Annotated in this window: 16 protein-coding genes and 1 pseudogene; 5 read left to right on the plus strand and 12 right to left on the minus strand. The window is 57.1% G+C overall.

What is annotated here, in order from left to right; translation table 11 throughout:
- The 5 genes and pseudogenes from AB5Z09_RS18420 to AB5Z09_RS18440 all read right to left on the minus strand — a co-directional run.
- Positions 1–591 (minus strand): annotated as a pseudogene (locus tag AB5Z09_RS18420) (IS3 family transposase); the annotation flags it as partial.
- 149 nt (positions 592–740) lie between these two features.
- Positions 741–1,601, minus strand: a complete 861-nt coding sequence (locus AB5Z09_RS18425; protein WP_107684862.1) for a PA4780 family RIO1-like protein kinase — start codon at positions 1,599–1,601, stop codon at positions 741–743.
- Between the two features lie 195 nt (positions 1,602–1,796).
- On the minus strand, positions 1,797–2,792 hold the full coding sequence (locus tag AB5Z09_RS18430) for a lauroyl-Kdo(2)-lipid IV(A) myristoyltransferase (RefSeq protein ID WP_368195953.1): 996 nt from the start codon (positions 2,790–2,792) through the stop codon (positions 1,797–1,799).
- A gap of 150 nt (positions 2,793–2,942) precedes the next feature.
- Positions 2,943–3,932: a lauroyl-Kdo(2)-lipid IV(A) myristoyltransferase gene (gene lpxM / locus AB5Z09_RS18435; RefSeq protein ID WP_204483432.1), complete on the minus strand. Its 990-nt coding sequence runs from the start codon at positions 3,930–3,932 to the stop codon at positions 2,943–2,945.
- A 255-nt stretch (positions 3,933–4,187) separates the two neighbouring features.
- Positions 4,188–5,180, minus strand: coding sequence for a TDT family transporter (locus tag AB5Z09_RS18440; protein WP_236287922.1), 993 nt, complete (start codon positions 5,178–5,180; stop codon positions 4,188–4,190).
- 102 nt (positions 5,181–5,282) lie between these two features.
- Here AB5Z09_RS18440 and AB5Z09_RS18445 point away from each other — a divergent pair, with 102 nt between their 5' ends.
- Positions 5,283–6,188, plus strand: coding sequence for a LysR substrate-binding domain-containing protein (locus AB5Z09_RS18445; protein WP_368195954.1), 906 nt, complete (start codon positions 5,283–5,285; stop codon positions 6,186–6,188).
- A gap of 95 nt (positions 6,189–6,283) precedes the next feature.
- On the opposite strand, the gene nfo is transcribed toward AB5Z09_RS18445, so the two are convergent.
- Positions 6,284–7,126, minus strand: a complete 843-nt coding sequence (gene nfo, locus AB5Z09_RS18450; protein WP_139434535.1) for a deoxyribonuclease IV — start codon at positions 7,124–7,126, stop codon at positions 6,284–6,286.
- 226 nt (positions 7,127–7,352) lie between these two features.
- Between nfo and AB5Z09_RS18455 the strand changes: the two genes are divergently transcribed.
- Both AB5Z09_RS18455 and AB5Z09_RS18460 read left to right on the plus strand, forming a co-directional pair.
- Positions 7,353–8,282: a site-specific integrase gene (locus tag AB5Z09_RS18455; protein ID WP_368195955.1), complete on the plus strand. Its 930-nt coding sequence runs from the start codon at positions 7,353–7,355 to the stop codon at positions 8,280–8,282.
- Positions 8,283–8,344: 62 nt separating this feature from the next.
- Complete coding sequence (locus AB5Z09_RS18460) at positions 8,345–9,937, plus strand: ABC-F family ATPase (protein ID WP_005351341.1); 1,593 nt, start codon at positions 8,345–8,347, stop codon at positions 9,935–9,937.
- Positions 9,938–10,177: 240 nt separating this feature from the next.
- Here the strand turns inward: AB5Z09_RS18460 and ppiD are convergent, their stop codons facing one another.
- The 6 genes from ppiD to tig all read right to left on the minus strand — a co-directional run bounded on the left by ppiD (position 10,178) and on the right by tig (position 18,616).
- Positions 10,178–12,091, minus strand: coding sequence for a peptidylprolyl isomerase (gene ppiD / locus AB5Z09_RS18465; RefSeq protein WP_368195956.1), 1,914 nt, complete (start codon positions 12,089–12,091; stop codon positions 10,178–10,180).
- A 150-nt stretch (positions 12,092–12,241) separates the two neighbouring features.
- The gene (gene hupB, locus AB5Z09_RS18470; protein ID WP_005315375.1) at positions 12,242–12,514 is read right to left on the minus strand and encodes a nucleoid-associated protein HU-beta; all 273 of its coding nucleotides are present in this window, start codon (positions 12,512–12,514) and stop codon (positions 12,242–12,244) included.
- A 240-nt stretch (positions 12,515–12,754) separates the two neighbouring features.
- On the minus strand, positions 12,755–15,109 hold the full coding sequence (gene lon / locus AB5Z09_RS18475) for an endopeptidase La (RefSeq protein WP_005336976.1): 2,355 nt from the start codon (positions 15,107–15,109) through the stop codon (positions 12,755–12,757).
- Positions 15,110–15,250: 141 nt separating this feature from the next.
- Positions 15,251–16,525, minus strand: coding sequence for an ATP-dependent protease ATP-binding subunit ClpX (gene clpX / locus AB5Z09_RS18480; protein ID WP_005336977.1), 1,275 nt, complete (start codon positions 16,523–16,525; stop codon positions 15,251–15,253).
- A 70-nt stretch (positions 16,526–16,595) separates the two neighbouring features.
- Positions 16,596–17,219, minus strand: a complete 624-nt coding sequence (gene clpP / locus AB5Z09_RS18485) for an ATP-dependent Clp endopeptidase proteolytic subunit ClpP (RefSeq protein ID WP_005336979.1) — start codon at positions 17,217–17,219, stop codon at positions 16,596–16,598.
- 86 nt (positions 17,220–17,305) lie between these two features.
- On the minus strand, positions 17,306–18,616 hold the full coding sequence (tig, locus tag AB5Z09_RS18490; protein ID WP_368195957.1) for a trigger factor: 1,311 nt from the start codon (positions 18,614–18,616) through the stop codon (positions 17,306–17,308).
- Between the two features lie 441 nt (positions 18,617–19,057).
- On the opposite strand from tig, the gene AB5Z09_RS18495 reads away from it, so the two are divergent.
- A complete protein-coding gene (locus AB5Z09_RS18495) occupies positions 19,058–19,492 on the plus strand; it encodes a YccF domain-containing protein (protein ID WP_005336982.1) in 435 nt (144 codons plus the stop codon).
- A gap of 92 nt (positions 19,493–19,584) precedes the next feature.
- Entirely contained in the window at positions 19,585–20,175 is a 591-nt protein-coding gene (yfbR, locus tag AB5Z09_RS18500) for a 5'-deoxynucleotidase (protein ID WP_150388983.1), read from the plus strand.
- The last annotated feature ends 18 nt before the right edge of the window (positions 20,176–20,193 follow it).

The raw sequence follows: 20,193 nt of genomic DNA on the forward strand, positions 1-20,193 counted from the left end.
TGAGCCCGTCATCATCCTGACCCTGCAGCAGATAATGCAGCTTGCGAGTGCCGACCCGAGGTTGTCGCAGTCGAACCTGACGCACGAAGCGCACCACCTGCAATCCCTGATCATGGCGCTCGTCGGCGACCCGATTGCGCTTGTAGTAAGCCTGCCGGCTTATCCCCAGAAACAGGCAAGCCCTGACAATGGTCAGTCTCTCGACTTGCCGCTGCGAGAGGGCTTGCCGGGTCGCTTTTTTACGATGGAGACGCCGTAGTCATTCTTCAGTACATCGACGACGGCTTCAAAGAACTGGGATTTCTGGCTCATCAGCGCCAGCTGTTGCTCGAGTTCCTTGATACGCTGCTCGGGCGTCTGGTTGTCGGGGTCAAGCATGGTGATGCTCCTGCCGGCACGAACAGAAGCCCCCTGGCTCCAATCTTGCCGACCATGTTTACGCAACCATACCAGAACGGTGGAGCGGCCCTGAATGCCATAACGCACCTGAGCCTGTTTGTAGGTGAGCTCGCCTTTTTCAATCTGCTCGACCAGCGCCAGTTTAAAAGTCAGCGAGTAATCGCGCTGTGTCCGTTTCACACCTTGTCCCATCGGGTTCTCCATTTATTGGGGAGAAAGGTGTAAACCATATTCAGAACGGGACAATGCAGTGAAAAAAGCCAATAAAAACAATGCCAGTCAGGCTTAACTGACTGGCATTACGCCCCCAAGGCGCTCTTCTTACAAACGTGGCAAGACCGTTAGTAGCTGTCTTCCTGCTCCGCCTTCATCCGGGCCTGACGGGCATAGGCCTCCTCTTCGGCGCTCTCAATCTCCTGCAGCACCGAATCGAGATCGATGGCGGCGCGGCTCTCTTCAAAGTGACCGGTAAGCTCGCTCTCGGGGGTAAGTTTGCCATCTTCAAACAAGGCCCACATCTCCTGGGCATAACGGGTCTTGAGCAGCTCGGGGGCATACATGCCGTAGTAGTTGCGCATATTGTTGACGTCCCGCTCCAGCATCGCCTTGGCCTGGTTGTTGGCCGCGGCATCCACCACCTGGGGCAGGTCGATGATGACCGGGCCCTGTTCATCCACCAGCACATTGAATTCGGAAAGATCGCCGTGGATGAGACCGGCGCAGAGCATCCGCACCACGTAACGGATCACCTTGGCATGGTCGATGACCGCCTGCTCGGGGGTAAGCGCCACATCGTTGAGGCGCGGCGCGACATTGCCATCCTCATCGGTGATAAGCTCCATCAGCAGAACGCCGTCCAGACAAACATAAGGCTGCGGCACCCGCACACCGGCCGCCGCCAGCTTGAACAGAGCGTCGACCTCGGTGTTCTGCCACACCTCTTCATGCTGTTTGCGGCCGTACTTGGAGCCCTTCTCCATGGCGCGAGCGCTGCGGCTGTTACGCACCTTGCGCCCCTCCTGATAGACCACGGCCTGCTTGAAGCTGCGCTTGGACGCCTCTTTATAGACTTTGGCGCAGCGGATCTCGTCGCCGCAGCGCACCACATAGACGTCGGCCTCTTTGCCGCTCATCAACCGGCTGACGACCTCATCGACCAGGCCGTCATCAACCAGAGGTTGGATTCGATTTGGAATTTTCATGGCCGCCCTTTTACCCTATTTCCGCTCTCGAAGATAGCTCCGCGCACGCTCACCTGCCTCTCCCTTTCATAAGACACCCTGTTATCCCCTGTTTGCGCTGTTTTTGTCCACCCGTTCGCCTTAAAAACCACCCGCAGCAGACCAAATACGAAAGGCGCCTGTGCCAACAAAAATGGCCCGCAAGCGGGCCAATTTTCAAGGTTCGGGCGGCAAGCCCTGACGAATACGCTGGATCCCCGCTTCATAGAGGCCGTCATCCCCCTCCTGATGCTCCAGGGTTTCGAAGATCTTGAGAAACCACATGCACTGCTCGGGATGGCGCGCCACCTGCATCTCTACCACCCGGTTCATGGCATTGACGTCTGCCAGCAGATCGGCGGTGGGATAAGGGTCAAACGGCGGCTCGATCTCCAGCAGATAGCGCCCCTCATCCTCGTCATAGCTGGCGAAGATGGGCACCGCTCTGGCACCGGTCAGCTTCACCAGCTTGGGCAAGGCTGGCAGGGTTGCCTTGGGGCGACCAAAAAAGGGAACAAACACACTCGCCTCGCGGCCGTGATCCTGATCCGGCAGGTAAAAAAAACTGGCGCCGGCGCGGATCGACTTGATCGCCGGTTTGATCCCGGCGCTGCGCTCATAGACCTTGCCCCCTTTGGCCCGCTCGCGGTTGATGTACCAGTCGAACACCTCATCTTTCGGGCTCTTCATCATGGTGCACATCTCGATGCCCATCATGGAGAAGTAGCGGCCAATCATGTCGACCGCCCAGGTGTGAGGCACCACCAGGATCACCGGGCGGCCTGCAGCCTGCTCCGCTTGCACATGCTCCCAGCCGGTGACCTTGATGCGGCGGGTCAGTCGCGCCTTGCTGCGCCAGCTGAGCTCGCCAAAGCCCATAAAGGTCTTGAGCCCGACCCGGATCGATTTGAGCAGCAGCGCCTGACGTGCGGCGGCATCCAGCTCGGGAAAGCAGATCTTGAGGTTGGTATCTGCGATATAGGCCTGCTTTTTCGAAAAACGCAGCAGGGTTGGAGAGACCAGATCGGCAAAGCGATCCCTCAGTCTCGCGGGGGTAAATGCCAGCAGGGAGAGCAAGCCCAGCGCGCACCAGCTGCCCCACCATTTGGGATGCAGCAGGCGGCTATGAAATGAGGTATCAAATACCGGATCTAACGCAGACATGGCGACCATCAAGTCATCAAAAACAAACGGTTATTGTAGTTATCCTGACATTTTTTTCTACCCTGGGGAGGCTGGCCATCGACCTGCAAGGCACTGATCAGACGAGTTATCATAAAAAATGGCCCACCTGGGGCCATATCAATCAATCTAAATTCGGGGTCAGCCGTGGGGCGACAATCCCTTGCGGATCCGGCGTATCCCCTCTTCGTAGAGGCCATCCAGCCCCTCCTGATCTTCACGGGTATCGAAGATCTTGAGGAACCACATGTACTGGCCCGGATGGCGCATCAGCTGCTGTTGCACCATGTCGTTCATGCGACAGGTATCGGCCATCACATCCTCGGTGGGATAGTTGTCGAACGGTGCCTCAATCTCCAGCCGGTAGCAGTGGTTCGCTTCGTCATAGCAGGCGAGCAGCGGCACCGCCTTGGCGCCACTGACCTGCACCAGACGGGGCAAGGCAGGCAGGGTCGCTTTGGGATAGCCAAAGAAGGGGGCGAAGATGCTCTTCTCGCGGCCATGATCCTGATCCGGCAGATAGAAGAAGCTGCGACCGCTCTTGATGGTCCTGATCACCGCCTTGATCCCGGCGCTGCGCTCATAGACGCGGCAACCGTTCTTGGCTCGTGCACGGTTGAGGTGCCAGTCAAACACCGGATTGCGCGCCCGTTTCATCATGGTGCACATGGGCACCCCGCGCTGGGTGAAGCAGTAACCGGCGGCATCCACCGGCCAGGTATGGGGCACCACCAGGATCACCGGACGGCCGGCCGCCCGCTCCGCCTCGATATGCTCCCAACCGCTCACCTGCATCCGGCTCATCAGATAACGCTGGCTGCGCATGGTGAACTCGCCAAATCCCAACAGACTCTTGAGGCCGACCCGGATCGAGGTCAGTGCAATGGCATCCCGCTCTTCCGGGCTCTTGTCCGGGAAGCAGATCTCCAGATTGGTTCTGGCGATATAAATCTGTTTTTTCGAGATACGAAACACCAGCGGTGCCAAGGCTTCGGCCAAACGGTCGCGCAATCGCACCGGCACAAAGGCGAGCAGCATCAGCACGCCGAGCGCCAGCCAGCTAAACCAGTAGCGGGGATGCAGAAAACGGGCTTCAAAAGAGGAGTCAAATACGGGATCTTGGGACGACATGTATTGGGGTCGAGCGAAAAAGTGGTGCTGCATTGTAGTCGTCCTGACAGGTAATACCAGTTAAATCCATGGCAAATAGCCCGCCACGAGCGCCACATCAAAAAACCATAAAAAAATGCCCCGCACTGCGGGGCATTTTGCTCGTTACACAACCAGGGTGGAGGCTCTTTGTCCATCCATCGTATGACTGGTCGTTTATCCCGTCGCTCTCGGAGCGCACTGCTTATCCATTTCCCGATGTCACATCATCAAGGTTTATCGGTGAGCCCCTTGACGAGCCATGCCGTTGCTCATTTCTGTATCACGCTGCGGCAGAAAAAACATCAGGTAACGCAGTGCCACATACCCGACGATCACGGTAGCCACCCCCAGCTCGAAGTGGGCTAGCAGTCTGATCTGCTCGACGTAGTGACTGCCTTGCGCAAACCCTTCAACCAGATGAGCCACTTTGAACAGAGCAGTGGCACCGATCACCAGCGGGAAGGTAAAGGCGGCATAACCCGGCGAGAAGGGCAGACGCAGCAGTTTGATGAAGGCCAGATAGATGATACCGGTCATCAGGATGGCGATCCCCAACAGCACGGCCACCAGCAGCAGTGACGGCTCCTGGCTGACGGTCAGGTAACCGGCCAGAGAGAGGCTGGCAGGGGCCGCCAGAATGGCGATGGTCGGTTTGGCGGCATCCGGCACTTCATGGCTGAAGATCAGGCGATAGAGCATCAGCGGCAACATCAGGCCGTAGCAGATGATCCCGAACCAGAGCAGGCCGTTGGCCAGCGGGGCAAACTGACCGCCCGGGAAGGCGACGTCAGCCACGATGATCCCCACCGGCGGCACGAACCAGCTCGGCACCATGTGGTGGATTTCAAACTCTTTGGCGCGATGCCAGATAAAGGTGGCCAGGAACAGCAGGTGAACCGCCACGGCAAACAGCCAGAGGACCTCGCCCGCTTGCGGCGCAATCATACCCAGCGCTTTGGAGACCACCATGGTGCCCATGGCATAGGTCGGAACCACACTGCCCACCACGGGGTGAGCGAGATCCTGCAACAGCAGGCGGGGGTGGAGCAGAAACTTGAAGGTCAGGATCACCAGCAGCACGGCCGCGATGGCAGCGCCCAGCAGTTGCATCCGGCCATCGAAGTGACCGGCATTTTCCCAACACCAACCAAGGCTGGCGATGCCCAGCGCCAGACCCGCCATGGGTGTTGGGGCGGCAGCCAGTGATTTACGGGTTCTTGCGATCATGATGACACCTTTCTATTGATGACTATGGCGATAGGATAATGCCCCCTTATCGTTTACGATATCTAAATGAATTAAATCAATCATTCAGGAAAACCAAACACGATGAAACTGACCCTGCAGCAGCTGAAAGTGTTCGCCACCATTGCCCGCTATGGAAACCTTGGCCTTGCCGCCAACGAGCTCTGCCTGAGCAAGGGGGCTGTCTCCCAGTCGCTGCAGGAGCTGGAGCGCCAGCTCTCCACCCCGTTGTTTGACCGCATTCACCCCAGATTGCAGCTCAACAACGAGGGGCGCCTGCTGCAACCGGCCGCCGAAGAGCTGCTGACCCGGATGCAGGATATCGAGAACCTGTTCAGCCCCGATGCCGAGCCGAGCGGCCAGCTGCGCCTTGGTGCCAGCCAGACCATCGGCAACTACCTGCTCCCCACCCTGCTCGCCAACAGCAAACAGGAGCTGGGACTCCCCCCCAAGGTGACCATCAACAACACTCACCTGCTCTGTCATGCGCTGGCCAACTTCGAGCTGGATATGGCGCTGATCGAGGGGGAGAACCACCACCCCGACCTGCTCGCCGAACCCTGGCTGCAGGACGAGATGCTGGTGGTGGCCCCACCCGGTCACCCGCTTGCCAACAAGAAGGAGCTCTCCCTCTCCCGACTTGGGGGCGAGACCTGGGTATTGCGTGAAGCGCAATCGGGCAGCCGCGAGCAGTTTATCCAGCAGATCCAGCCCGAGCTGCCCCGCTGGCAACCAGGGCTTGAACTCAACACCCTGGAGGCGGTGATGCTGGCGGTGGAGAAGGGGCTTGGCATCTCCTTTATCTCCCGGCTGGCAGCCTCGGATCGCCTGGCAGATGGGCGGCTGATCGCCCTGCCCCTCTCCCGCCGCTTCCCGCGCCAGCTCTCCCTTATCTGGCACAAGCAGAAGTACCACTCCACCTCCCTGCGCCACTTTATCCACTTCTGCCGGGCTCAGGTGAACAATGCCGAAGTGAGCCGCGCAGAGTAACGCCCGCTCGGAGCGCCGCTGGCAGGCCCGCCCGCCAATAACTGAAAAAGCAGAGAGGGAGCCACGGCTCCCTCTCTTTGATTCGCTTCTGAGTATCACTTCGCCAGACTGCGCAACCAGCTGATCTCCTCGCCCCAGATGGACTCGTCTATGGTCTCGAGGATCAGCGGAATGCGATCGAAGCGATCATCATTCATGATGTGGTGGAATACAGCCTCCCCCAGATTGCCCTCCCGCAAGCTGTGATGGCGATCGACCCGGCTACCGAAGGTACACTTGGCGCCGTTGATATGCATCCCCTTGAGATAGTGAAAACCCACCGTGCGGTCGAACTCTGCAAAGACGGCAGCGCAGCTCTCGGCAGTGCGCAGATCGTAGCCAGCGGCAAAGGCGTGGCAAGTATCGAAACAGATCCCGACCCGGCTCTTGTCCTCCACCCCCTCGATGATGGTGGCCAGGTGCTCGAACGACCAGCCGAGGTTGGTCCCCTGCCCGGCGGTATTCTCGATCACCGCCGTCACCCCTTCACTGCGCTCCAGCGCCCAGTTGATGGACTCGCTCACCAACTTGAGGCTGGCCGCCTCTGGGATCTGCTTGAGATGGCTACCGGGGTGGAAGTTCAGATAGCAAAGCCCCAACTGCTCGCAGCGCTTCATCTCGTCGAGAAACGCATCGCGGGATTTGGCCAGACCATCGGGATCCGGGTGGCCCAGATTGATGAGGTAACTGTCGTGAGGCAGGATCTGCTCCGGCAGAAAACCGGCCTTGTCACAGGCCACCTTGAAGGCACGGATGGTGGCATCCGACAAGGGGGCCGCCTGCCACTGACGTTGATTCTTGGTAAAGAGGGCAAACGCGTTGGCCCCGATGGCCTGGGCGCGGGCGATGGTATTCTCCACCCCGCCGGCCGCACTGACGTGGGCTCCGATATATTTCATACAATCTCCTCGATACGGCAAGCCGCCATTATGCCGATCCAGCCCGGCCACGCCAAACCGGGATATCCGATAGCAGGTATCGACAAATAGGGGCGGGCTTCCCCGAGGTACAGCGATTCATGACTCTGCGTAACATCATCATCTGACGAGAACGCAACTACTACCCAAGCCATGATGGTGTGGGGGAAATCGCGATACCGCCGTATCAAGCTGCCGGGGAGCGCCAATGCATCGACCTAAAAGAACCCTGTATCCCCAAATCTGGTTGAAGCACAAGAATCGGCTGAAGAGCTTCCCGCAAACCTCTTTTATAGATCCTCGATATGCAAAACACTGTATCGACGCAGCCCCCAGTACTGGCCAACGCACGGGGCTAGACCAATATCTTGAATCTCATAATCAACGTCGACTTCATGGCGAGTATCAACAAGCTGGCGTCACTTATGGCAAGCGGCAAAGCGACCATCCCCCAACACCAGCAGGGCAATCATGCGAACCGCTTCGCCATCTGCCTACAAGTGCTGCAGTAAGGTATGCCACAGCGAATAGGCAATTTAAGAACATATTGCTGGTCCTCGCCTACACCGAGCTCCGGCCCGGTGAGCTGAGGGCATTAAGCTGGGGTGACATCGATTTTGAAAAAAAGATCCTGCATGTGCGCCGAAACCTTACTCAGCAAAAGATGCAATTCAAGCTACCGAAGACAAACAGGACAAGAACAGTTCATCTTTTGCCCCCTGCGCTGAACGCGCTGCAGGATCAATTCAAGATAACTGGGGCACTTTTGGACGCAGAGATTGACATGCACCTACCAGGTGGCATGATCGTGCGCCAAACATTGCGCCCAGTCTTCCGACCAACCAAAGTTGTGCCGGACAGGCCACCTTTTTACTCTGGTGTTTTCCTGGCGGCCCTATGGCAGGCAGCAATCAAGAAGTCTGGGGTTCGTTATCGCCGAGCCTACCAACTTAGGCATACTTATGCCAGTTGGAACATCACCGCTCACGGAAACCTTGCGTTCATAGCTGAACAGATGGGTCACAACTCTGCAAGAATGTTGCAAGAGGTCTATGGAAAATGGATCGAATCGGCCAGCCGAAGTGAGGTCGATTCTATCTGGAGTTCGATGCAAAAAAATGGGCATTTGCCCCAATAGCGCCCCAGAGTTTTCAACCAGCGCAGCAATGCACTGATAATTAAGGAATTTTTTAACACACTATGCTTAGTAGCAACAACATCACCATGCAGTTCGGCGCCAAGCCGCTGTTTGAGAACATCAACGTCAAGTTTGGCGGCGGCAACCGCTATGGCCTTATCGGCGCCAACGGCTGTGGCAAGTCCACCTTTATGAAGATCCTCGGCGGTGATCTGGAGCCCACTGGCGGTAATGTGAGCCTGGACGTCAACGAGCGTATCGGTAAGCTGCGTCAGGATCAGTTCGCCTACGAAGATATGCGCGTACTGGACGTAGTCATGATGGGTCACACCGAGCTGTGGGCGGCCATCGCCGAGCGCGATGCCATCTACGCCAACCTAGAAGCCACCGACGACGACTACATGAAGGCCGCCGAGCTGGAAGGTCTGGTCGCCGAGTATGACGGCTATACCGCCGAGTCCCGCGCAGGTGAACTGCTGCTGGGTGCCGGTATTCCCATCGAGCAGCACAACGGCCCGATGAGCGAAGTGGCCCCTGGCTGGAAACTGCGGGTGCTGCTGGCACAGGCGCTGTTCTCCAACCCCGATATCCTGCTGCTGGACGAACCGACCAACAACCTGGATATCAACACCATTCGCTGGCTGGAGCAGGTGCTCAACGAACGTGAAAGCACCATGATCATCATCTCTCACGACCGTCACTTCCTGAACTCCGTCTGTACCCACATGGCGGATCTGGACTACGGCGAGCTGCGCGTTTATCCGGGCAACTACGATGACTACATGCTGGCCGCCACTCAGGCGCGCGAGCGTCTGCTGGCCGACAACGCCAAGAAGAAGGCCCAGATCGCCGATCTGCAATCCTTCGTCTCCCGTTTCAGTGCCAACGCCTCCAAGTCCAGCCAGGCGACCTCCCGCCTCAAGCAGATCGACAAGATCAAGATTGAGGAAGTGAAGGTCTCCAGCCGTCAGAACCCCTTCATCCGCTTCGAGCAGGAGAAGAAGCTCTACCGCAACATTCTGGAGATCGAAGGCCTGTCCAAAGGTTATGGCGAGGCGCCCCTGTTCAAGGGCCTTAACATGATGCTGGAAGTAGGTGAGAAGGTCGCCATTCTGGGTACCAACGGTATCGGTAAATCGACTCTGATCAAGACGCTGGTCGGGGATCTGGCACCGGATACCGGTACCATCAAGTGGTCCGAGAACGCCCAGATCGGTTACTACGCCCAGGATCACGCCGAAGATTTCGACACTGATCTCAACGTGTTCGACTGGATGGCCCAGTGGAAACAGGAGAACGAAGACGAGCAGGCTGTGCGCTCAGTATTGGGTCGTCTGCTCTTCTCCCAGGACGACATCAAGAAGCCGGTCAAGGTGCTCTCCGGTGGTGAACAGGGCCGCATGCTGTTCGGCAAGCTGATGATGCAGCGCCCCAATATCCTGATCATGGATGAGCCGACCAACCACCTGGACATGGAATCTATCGAATCCTTGAACCTGGCACTCGAGATGTACAAGGGCACCCTGATCTTCGTCTCTCACGACCGCGAATTCGTCTCCTCGCTGGCGACCCGCATCCTGGAGCTGAGCGAAGACGGCATCCGCGACTTCGGCGGCACCTACGAGGATTACCTGCGCACCCAGGGCGTGGTATAACCCCGCTCCTGCGCAAGTGCGCAATGCAAAACCGGCACTCAGGTGCCGGTTTTTTTATATCCCGTATTTAGACGACTGAGATGGCGTATAGCAGTGGTGTGACTACACGCCACAGAACAGACAGAGCACAGAGCACAGAGCACAGAGCACAGAGCACAGAGCTTGAGTCTCCCCCTCTTGCCCACAGATAAAAAAACGGCTCCATCACGGAGCCGTTTTCAATGGATTGCGCAGTGCCGATTACTCGACGGTCGCTTCCACACTAGTGAAGTACTCGATCTTGGCCGCTTTGCGCAGCTCGTCGATCAGAGACTTGTAATCCACCTGGGCTTTGCCCTGACCCAGCTGAGCTTGCAGCATGGCGGCCATGCCGGATGCGGCGGCAGGGACGTTGACCTTGTCCAGCGCAACCACAACGCGGTCACCATTGGTCTCGGCAACCAGAGCCACGCTCGGCTTGCCGTCGATCGGATGGGGCAGCGTGAACGCCTGGGCAATCAGGTTCTGATCCAGCTCGCGATCGAAGCGGGCAACCCCTTTGTGGGTCTCCACTTTCAGACCGAGTGCAGTCAGATCGGCGGTGATGCTCTCACCGACTTTCAGCTTGTCCAGCAGGCCCTGGGCCTTGCCACGGGCCACTTCGCTAGCCTTGTCATGCTTGATGGCGGCAATCACCTGCTCTTTCACCTCGGCCAGCGGCTTGACCGCTTTGGGCTTGTGACCAGTGATGTGCAGCACCAGCGCCTTGCCGTCAGCCAGCTCGATCACGTCGGAGTTGGTATTGTCATCGCGCAGCTGTTCGGAGAATGCAACAGAGAGCACCTTGGGATCGTTCAGCGGAGCCGGAGCAGTCGCCTGGGTGAAGAAATCGGAAGATTGAACCTTCATCCCCATGGCATCAGCGGTCAGATCCAGCGAATCCGGGTTTTCGAAGCTGTTGTCAGCCATCTTCTGCTGCTCGGCGAAGAACTTCTCCTTGGCCTTGTCAGCTTGCAGACGAGTGATGGTCTCATCTTTCACATCGGCAAACGGCTTGGTCTGGGCTGCTTCAACCCCCAGCAGCTTGATGATGTGGAAACCGAACGGGCTCTTCACCACGCCGGAGAGATCGCCAGCCTTGTCCAGGGCGAACGCGGCTTTCTCGAAGGCCGGATCCATCACCCCTTTCTCGAACCAGTCCAGCTCGCCGCCTTTTTTGGCAGAGAAGGTATCGGAAGAGTCAGCCTTGGCCAGCGCAGCGAAATCTTCACCAGCCTTGGCTTTGGCCAAAACGGCTTCTGCTTTCTGCTCGGCCGCTTTCTCATCCTTGCCAAACGGGATCAGGATATGAGCCACATGGCGACGCTCGGCACGCTGGAACAGATCCTGGTGCTGATCGTAGTAATCCTGGGCATCCTGCTCGGTGACCTTGATATCCTTGGCGAGGTTGGCGGCGTCCAGCAGCAGATAGTCAACCTTGACCTGCTCGTCGTTCATGAAACGGGCGCCATTGGTCTTGTAGTACTGCTCCAGCTCGTTGTCGGAGACCTGAACGTCAGCCATGTAGTTGGCGGCAGCCAGACGTACCAGACGCAGATCGCGAGTCTGGTTGTAGAGCTTGTCGAGCTGCTCCGCTTCACCCTTGAGGGAGAATTCGGTGCCCAGCAGAGCGCTCATCAACTGTTGACGCACCATGTCCTGACGCAGGGAGTCACGGAACATTTCAGGAGTCATGCCGGCACGACGGATCAGCTGCAGATAGCGGTCATTGTTAAACTTGCCGTTCTCGGCAAATTCCGGCATGGCCACGATGGCTTGCTTGATCTGTTCGTCGCTGATGCGTAGACCCAGTTCACGGGCCTTGCTGTCCAGCAGAGCCTGATCGATCAGCCGATCCAGCACACCGCGACGGAACTGTTTCATGTAATCGGGGTTCGCGGCCAGCTGGCTGAATGCCTCTCCCATCTGGGATTCCATGCGGGCGCGCTCGTTACGATAGGCATTTTCCAGTGCCGCAGCACTGATCTCGGTGCCATTGACGGTGGCGGGGGCGGTACGGGCCGGGCCGTTCAGGTAACTACCTACACCAGCCAAGGCAAAGGAGAGGATGATCAGGCCCAAGATAACCTTGGCTACCTTGCCCTGCGCCCCTTCGCGTAGTTTATCCAACATCATGTTTGTACTTATGCTCCCGAACTCGATGGGCGTAAACAATAAAAAGGCGCACCGATTGCGATGCGCCTTGGTCAATCAGTATGAGAGAAGACTCTCTAACTTGTCTGGTCTGCGACCAAGGACGGTAGCCGACGGATATCAGCGACCGACTTAGTTAACAGCGTCTTTCAGGGCCTTACCGGCTTTGAAGGCAGGAACTTTACCAGCAGCGATTTCGATGGTCGCGCCAGTCTGCGGGTTACGGCCTGAACGGGCAGCACGCTCGCGTACAGCGAAAGTACCGAAACCAACCAGAGCAACCTGGTCACCCTCTTTCAGCGCTTCACCAACAGCATCAATGAAGGCATCCAACGCACGGCCAGCGGCAGCTTTGGAGATATCGGCACCGTCTGCAATCTTGTCAATCAGTTGAGATTTATTCACTCTTATATTCCCCTTTTATCAAACACCGCTGCGGCGCTGATTTCCCTGGCCACAACAAGTGGAGGTTTTATAGCAAGCCTCCTGATCAGTTGCAAGTGACAATCTGGCGCAAACCCGCGCCACACAACGCATTGCGACTCATCACGAGTACCCGATCGGTGGTCAAGGCTACTTCCGTTATCGGGCGCATGCAAGCCTTAACCACCCGCCGAATGCGCCAAATTTGCGGCGCATCAACATTTACACGACAGAAACGCGCTCAAACCCCTGTGGATTGTCCTGCAACGCCAATTCCAGCACCTCGTCAATCCAGCGAACCGGATAAATTTCAAGGTCTTGTTTGACGTTTGCCGGGATCTCCTCAAGGTCACGCTCGTTCTCTTTCGGAATAAGCACTCGCTTGATGCCGCCACGATGGGCTGCCAGCAACTTCTCCTTGAGACCACCGATGGGCAGCACTTCGCCGCGCAAGGTGATCTCCCCTGTCATCGCCACATCAGCACGAACCGGATTACCGGTCAAGCTGGAGACTAGGGCGGTACACATGGCGATACCGGCGCTCGGGCCATCTTTCGGGGTTGCCCCTTCCGGTACGTGCACGTGGATATCGCGCTTCTCGTAGAAGTCGGCGTTGATGCGCAGCTTCTCGGCACGGGCCCGTACGACCGTCATGGCCGCCTGGATGGACTCCTGCATCACGTCACCGAGGGAACCGGTATAAGTGAGCTTGCCCTTGCCCGGCATGTTGGTGGTCTCGATGGTGAGCAGATCGCCCCCCACTTCGGTCCACGCCAGACCACACACCTGACCCACCTGGTTCTGGTCGGTGGCCTTGCCGTAATCGAAACGCTGCACCCCGAGGAACTCCTTGAGGTTCTCCTGATTGACCTGAACATGCTTGATGCTCTTGTCCAGCAGGATACGCTTGACCGCCTTGCGACAAATCTTGGAGATCTCGCGCTCCAGACTCCGCACCCCCGCCTCGCGGGTGTAGTAGCGGATCACTCCAACCAGGGCAGAATCTTCGATGGTGATCTCGGACTCTTTCAGGCCGTTGCGCTGGATCTGCTTGGCAACCAGATGCTGCTTGGCAATGTTGAGCTTCTCATCTTCGGTGTAACCGGAGAGACGGATCACTTCCATCCGGTCCAGCAAGGGACCCGGGATGTTCATGGAGTTGGAGGTGGCCACGAACATGACGTCCGACAGGTCATAATCCACTTCCAGATAGTGATCGTTGAAGCTGTTGTTCTGTTCCGGATCCAGCACTTCCAGCAAGGCGGATGCGGGATCGCCACGCATGTCCGAGCTCATCTTGTCGATCTCGTCGAGCAGGAACAGCGGGTTCTTCACGCCGACTTTCGCCATCTTCTGGATGAGTTTGCCGGGCATGGAACCGATATAGGTACGGCGGTGACCACGGATCTCCGCTTCGTCACGCACCCCACCCAGAGCCATCCGCACATATTTGCGGCCTGTCGCCTTGGCGATGGATTGGCCCAGCGAGGTCTTGCCCACACCGGGAGGCCCAACCAGACAGAGGATGGGGCCCTTGAGCTTGTTCACCCGCGCCTGTACCGCCAGATATTCGAGGATGCGATCCTTGACCTTCTCGAGGCCATAGTGATCGGCATCCAGCACCTCTTGCGCCTTGCCAAGGTCTTTCTTGACCTTGGATCGCGCCTTCCACGGCACCTGTACCATCCAGTCCACATAGCTGCGAACCACGGTAGCCTCGGCGGACATGGGAGACATCATCTTCAGCTTGGCAAGCTCGGCCTGGGCCTTTTCACGGGCATCTTCCGGCATGCCAGCCTCTTCAATCTTGCGATTGAGGGCTTCAAACTCATCCGGGCTATCTTCCAGCTCACCCAGCTCTTTCTGGATGGCCTTCATCTGCTCGTTGAGGTAATACTCGCGCTGGCTCTTTTCCATCTGCTTCTTGACGCGAGTACGGATGCGCTTCTCGACCTGCAGCAGGTCAATTTCCGACTCCATCATCGCCATCAGGAATTCGATGCGCTCGGAAACCGAGACGATCTCCAGCACCTTCTGCTTGTCTTCCAGCTTGAGCGGCATGTGGGCCGCCATGGTGTCAGCCAGACGCGCAGCATCGTCGATCGCCGAGATCGAGGTCAGTACCTCGGGCGGGATCTTCTTGTTGAGCTTGATATAGCCTTCAAACTGGCCGATGGCGGAGCGAACCAGTACTTCCTGATCCTTCTCCTCAATGGCTTGGGAGGGGATGTACTGGGCCTCGCAGACAAAGAAATCCTTGTCGTCGATCATCCGCTCCAGGCGGGCACGCTGTCCCCCCTCTACCAGCACCTTGACGGTGCCGTCCGGCAGCTTGAGCATCTGCAGAATATTGGCCACTGTCCCGACGGTGAAGATCTCCTCCACCGTTGGCTCATCGGTTGACGCATCCTTCTGGGCCACCAGCAGAACTTTCTTGTCCTGCTCCATGGCCGCTTCCAGACAGCGAATGGATTTTTCCCGCCCCACAAAGAGTGGAATGACCATGTGGGGATAAACCACCACGTCACGAAGAGGCAGGACGGGAATCTCGATGCGTTCTGAACGCTCTAGGTTCATATATGTCCTCTCGGCTTGTTATACCGTTGGCAAAGCGCTTGGCTGAGTATATGGGGGCGCTGAGATGAGATTCAATCGCCGAAACCGTAAAAAGCATGAAAGGGGCAAAAAGCCCCTTCCATTTGATTAAAAATCAGACATTTACTCTGATGCAGCAGCCTGAGTTTCGGGATTTTCGTAGATCATCAAGGGCGCAGAGTCCCCTTTGATCACGGTCTCGTCGATCACCACCTTGCTGACCCCTTCCAGAGAAGGCAGGTCATACATGGTATCCAGCAGCACGGCTTCCACGATGGAACGCAGACCACGAGCACCGGTTTTACGCTCCATCGCCTTGCGGGCAATGGCGTTGAGCGCATCGTCACGGAACTCCAGCTCAACCCCTTCCAGATCGAACAATGCAGCGTACTGTTTGGTCAGCGCGTTTTTCGGCTCTTTCAGGATCTGGATAAGGGCAGACTCATCCAGCTCGGTCAGGGTCGCGACCACCGGCAGACGGCCGATGAACTCGGGGATGAGACCATACTTGATCAGATCTTCCGGCTCCACCTTGGCGAAGGTCTCGCTCAGGGTGGCCTTGGCATCCTTGGATTTCACCTCGGCGCCAAAACCGATACCGGTTCCCTTCACGGAACGCTGCTCGATCACCTTGTCCAGACCGGCAAAGGCACCGCCGCAGATGAAGAGGATCTTGGAGGTATCAACCTGCAAGAACTCCTGCTGCGGATGCTTGCGACCACCTTGCGGCGGCACGGAAGCGATGGTCCCTTCAATCAGCTTGAGCAGTGCCTGCTGTACCCCTTCCCCAGAGACATCTCGGGTGATGGAGGGGTTGTCCGACTTGCGAGAGATCTTGTCGATCTCGTCGATGTAGACGATGCCACGCTGGGCCTTCTCTACGTCGTAGTCGCACTTTTGCAGCAGCTTCTGGATGATGTTCTCCACGTCCTCGCCCACATAACCGGCTTCGGTCAGGGTGGTCGCATCGGCCATGGTGAACGGCACATCCAGCAGACGAGCCAGGGTTTCGGCCAGCAGGGTTTTACCGCTACCGGTCGGGCCAATCAGCAGAATGTTGGATTTGCCGAGCTCAACACCACTGTTTTCGCCGCTGTTGCGCAGACGCTTGTAGTGGTTGTAGACGGCAACGGCCAACACCTTCTTGGCGTACTCCTGCCCGATCACATAGTCATCGAGATGAGCGCGGATCTGATGAGGGGTCGGCAGCTCGTTACCATCGCGCTTGGGCGAGATCTCGCGGATCTCTTCGCGGATGATGTCGTTGCACAGCTCGACGCACTCATCACATATGTAGACGGAAGGGCCAGCGATCAGCTTGCGCACTTCATGCTGGCTTTTGCCGCAAAAAGAGCAGTAGAGCAGCTTATCACCCTCACCCTTGCGTTTCTCTGTCATTCAGCAACCTCGTTTTATCAATAGAGGATGGATCGGCCTGTTGAGTTTACAACAGACCGGGACACCCTGCTCAGCTACGCTGGCTCAGGACACCGTCAACCAGACCATAGGCCACGGCCTGCTCGGCGGACATGAAGTTGTCACGATCGGTGTCACGCTCGATGGTAGCCATGTCCTGACCGGTGTGGAACGCCAGGCGCTCGTTCAGGGTATTTTTGATCTTCAGGATCTCCTGGGCGTGGATCTGGATATCAGATGCCTGACCCTGGAAGCCACCCAGCGGCTGGTGGATCATCACGCGGGCGTTAGGCAGGCAGAAACGCTTGCCCTTGGCGCCGCCAGCCAGCAGGAAGGCACCCATGGAGCAGGCCTGCCCCATGCAGACGGTGCTGACATCCGGCTTGATGAACTGCATGGTGTCATAGATGGACATGCCCGCAGTCACCGAACCACCCGGCGAGTTGATGTAGATATAGATGTCCTTGTCCGGATTCTCGGATTCGAGGAACAGCAACTGGGCAACCACCAGATTGGCCATGTGATCTTCAACCTGACCGGTCAGAAAGATCACCCGCTCTTTCAGCAGACGGGAGTAAATATCGTAGGAACGTTCACCCTTGGCAGTCTGTTCGACCACGATGGGGACCAGCGCATTGCTGGGAGAATCGGTCATATCGTTATAGTTCTTGTACATAAGGCATTGTCCCTAAAATAAAATGGCCCGAGTGGAGATCACACGAGCCATTATACTTAACAGTCTTGACCTTAAGTCAAATGTTCTTAGGCAGCGGCGCCAGACTTGTTGATCACTTCGTCAAAGGCAACTTCTTTTTCGGTCACTTGCGCTTTGGACAGGATCAGGTCGATGGCTTGATCTTCTACTGCCAGGTTACGAACGCCGTTCAGCATCTGTTCGTTCTTCTGGTAGTACTCGATCACTTCCTTCGGATCTTCGTAGGCAGTCGCCATGGACTCGATGATGCTGTTTACACGGGCATCGTCAGCCTTGATCTCGTTGGTGCGGATCACATCACCCAGCAGCAGGCCTACGCGTACACGACGCTCGGCTTGAGCCTGGAACAGTTCAGCCGGCAGATCGGGAGCGTTACCGCCCTGGAAACCACCGAAGCGCTGCAGAGCCTGCTGACGCAGTGCGTCGATCTCTTGAGCAACAGCTGCTTTCGGCAGGTCGATTTGGTTGGCTTCAACCAGACCGTTCAGAACCTGCTCTTTCACGCTGTTTTTCAGGGCTTGAGCCAGTTCGCGCTCCATGTTCTTGCGCACTTCGGCTTTCAGCTCTTCAACAGAACCGCTTTCGATACCGAAACGCTTCACGAACTCTTCGGTCAGCTCAGGCAGGATCTGCTCTTCAACCTTATTAAGCTTGGAAGCGAACTTGGCTTCTTTGCCTTTCAGGTTTTCAGCGTGGTAGTCAGCAGGGAAGGTCACTTCGATGGTGAACTCGTCGCCTGCTTTCTTGCCCATGATGGCGTCTTCGAAGCCTGGGATCATACGGCCAGCGCCCAGAACCAGGTTGAAGCCTTCAGCTTTGCCGCCATCGAACTCTTCACCGTCGATGGAACCGACGAAGTCCATGGTCACACGCATGCCATTGGCAGCGGCAACATCGGCATCAGCCCAGGTAGCGTGCTGCTTGCGCAGGGTGTCGATCATGTTGGCCAGATCTTCGTCCTTCACGGTCGCAACCGGCTTCTCGACCTTGATGGTCTCAAGACCTGCAACTTCGAACTCCGGATACACTTCGAAAGTGGCGGTGAATTCGAAATCCTGACCTTCTTTGATCTCTTTCGGATCCATGGTCGGGGCACCAGCCGGGCTCAGTTTGTTTTCGATGATGGCTTTGATGAAGTTGCTCTGCATCATTTCATCAGCAACGCGGGCGTGAGCCATGGCGCCGAACATCTTCTTGATGATGGCAACCGGAGCCTTGCCAGGACGGAAACCGTCGATGCGACGAGTTTTGGCCAGGCCATTCAATTCTTTACGCACAGCGGCGTCTACGGTAGCGGCCGGTACAGTGATGGTAAGACGGCGTTCCAGACCCTGGGTTGTCTCTACAGAAACTTGCATTCTTCTACCTCGTTCAACTCAGCACTGTGTGCTGACCCTTTATTGCCCCTGGGCAAAGCCCGGAGTCTTCCTGTTTATAAAGACAACGATATGTCTTTGTGATGAGAAAATATGACGCGGCATTATAGCGGCGCACTTTGGTTGAGTCGAGCCACACATCCCCCACATTGAGCGGTGTGCAAGCACAATTCGTGCAAAACTGCCCTTTATATGGGGAGAGAGGTGCCAGACTTCAACTATCCGATGGCAATAATTTTGCGTTTGCTCACCTTTTTTCATCCGAACGCCGCTTTATTGCCCATCTTTCGCCGAAAAACAGCCCACCGTTGCGGGCGGCGACTCAATTTGACCAGCCAAATGGCGATTGAGCCAATCAACCATTGCGTCCCTACCCCTCCCTCGTTATGGTGACAACCAAATTGATGATCTGGAGTCACTCACATGGCCTTTTTCCGCTTCTTGTTCAATCTGCTCTGGTTTGTACTGGGAGGTGTCTTTATGGGCCTGGCCTGGTGGCTGGCCGGTCTTGTCTGCTTTATCTCGCTGGTCGGCATCCCCTGGGGACGAGCCTGCTTCGTGATCGGCACCTTTACCTTCTTCCCGTTTGGCAAGCAGGCCGTCAATCGCAAGACCATGACAGGCCAGAGCGATATCGGCACCGGTACTCTGGGGCTGATTGGCAATATCCTCTGGTTCGTGCTGATCGGTGTCTGGCTGGCCATCGGCCACATCGCTTCCGCGCTGGCCTGCTTCGTGACCATTATCGGTATCCCGTTCGGTATCCAGCACCTCAAGCTGGCACTCATCAGTCTGGCGCCCATCGGCCAGATGATTGTGACCAACCAGGAGGCGGAATCGGGCCGCTATATCCGCTAAACACGGGAAATGCGCGGGCAGACGCTGCCCTGCAACGAAAAAAAGGGCAGACTAGGGTCTGCCCTTTTTTATTCTCTTTTGTTGAGGCCATCATGTTACCCAGCCACTTTTTCGCCAATCTCGCCCGCATGAAACTCATCTATCGCTGGCCACTGATGCGCAACATCCAGCCGGAAAACATTGCCGAGCACAGCCTGCAGGTGGCCATGGTGGCCCATGCCCTCGGAATCATCAAAAACCGGCTGTTTGGCGGCAACGTGAATGCCGACCGCGCCGCCGTGATGGCCCTCTACCACGATAGCAGCGAGGTGCTGACCGGCGATCTGCCCACCCCGGTCAAATACTTCAACCCCGAGATCGCCCGCGAGTACAAGAAGATAGAGCTGGCTGCCGAGCAGCGTCTGCTTGGCATGCTGCCGCCGGAACTGGTGGAGGACTTTCGCCCCCTGCTCGATTCGGCAGCCCAGAATGACGAGCTGGCCAGGCTGGTCAAGGATGCCGACACCCTCTGCGCCTATACCAAGTGTCTGGAGGAGATCAACGCGGGCAACCGGGAGTTCGAACCGGCTCGCAAGCGCCTTGAAGCCATGCTGGCAGCGCGGATGAGCGATGAGATGCGCTACTTTATCGACACCTTCGTAGCCAGCTTCTCCCTGCCGCTCGATGAGCTTAACGCTCACTAAGCCAGTCTACACGACCTG

This window comes from Aeromonas sp. R2-2, assembly GCF_040908355.1.
In the GTDB taxonomy this organism is placed as follows: domain Bacteria; phylum Pseudomonadota; class Gammaproteobacteria; order Enterobacterales; family Aeromonadaceae; genus Aeromonas; species Aeromonas veronii.